At 64.2% G+C, this 614-nt stretch carries 1 protein-coding gene; it reads left to right on the forward strand.

Annotated elements, in window-relative coordinates:
* A partial coding sequence (locus ACEU5R_RS31975) for a transposase (RefSeq protein WP_392413939.1) occupies positions 1-614 on the forward strand: 614 nt, incomplete at both ends.

The raw sequence follows: 614 nt of genomic DNA on the forward strand, positions 1-614 counted from the left end.
AGGCATCACCGTCTCGATTGCCAAGCTGTGCCGCTGGTTTGGCGTGCCGCGCCGTTCGGTTTGCTACAAACCGGTCAAATCGCCGCCGAAGGTCGATCCGAAGTTCGTCGCCCCGATCAAGGCGATGATTGAAGAGTCGCCGGCGTTTGGCTACCGGACGGTTGCGCATCTGTTGGGGTTCAACAAGAACACCGTGCAGCGCATGTTCCAACTGATGGGCAGGCAGGTCCGCAAGCGGCCGATTGGCTTCAGACCACGAATCCAGGCGCTGCCGTCGGTGGCTAGCAAGCCCAACGAGCGTTGGTCAACGGACCTATGCCGTGTCTGGGCGGGCCGGGATGGCTGGGCCACGCTGGCGCTGGTGATCGACTGCCATACCCGCGAGTTGCTCGGCTGGCATTTGTCGCGCAGCGGCAAGGCCTGCACCGCTGGCAGTGCCTTAGAACACGCCCTGATCGCCCGTTTCGGAACACTGGGGCGCGTGCCTGCGCCGTTCCTGCTGCGATCGGACAACGGACTGGTCTTCACGTCTCGCAGCTACACCGCGCTGGCGCGAGGCTACGGGCTGCGCCAGGAGTTCATCACGCCGCACTGCCCGCAGCAAAACGGCATGG

Source organism: Achromobacter sp. 413638 (genome assembly GCF_043119405.1).
GTDB lineage: Bacteria > Pseudomonadota > Gammaproteobacteria > Burkholderiales > Burkholderiaceae_B > Achromobacter.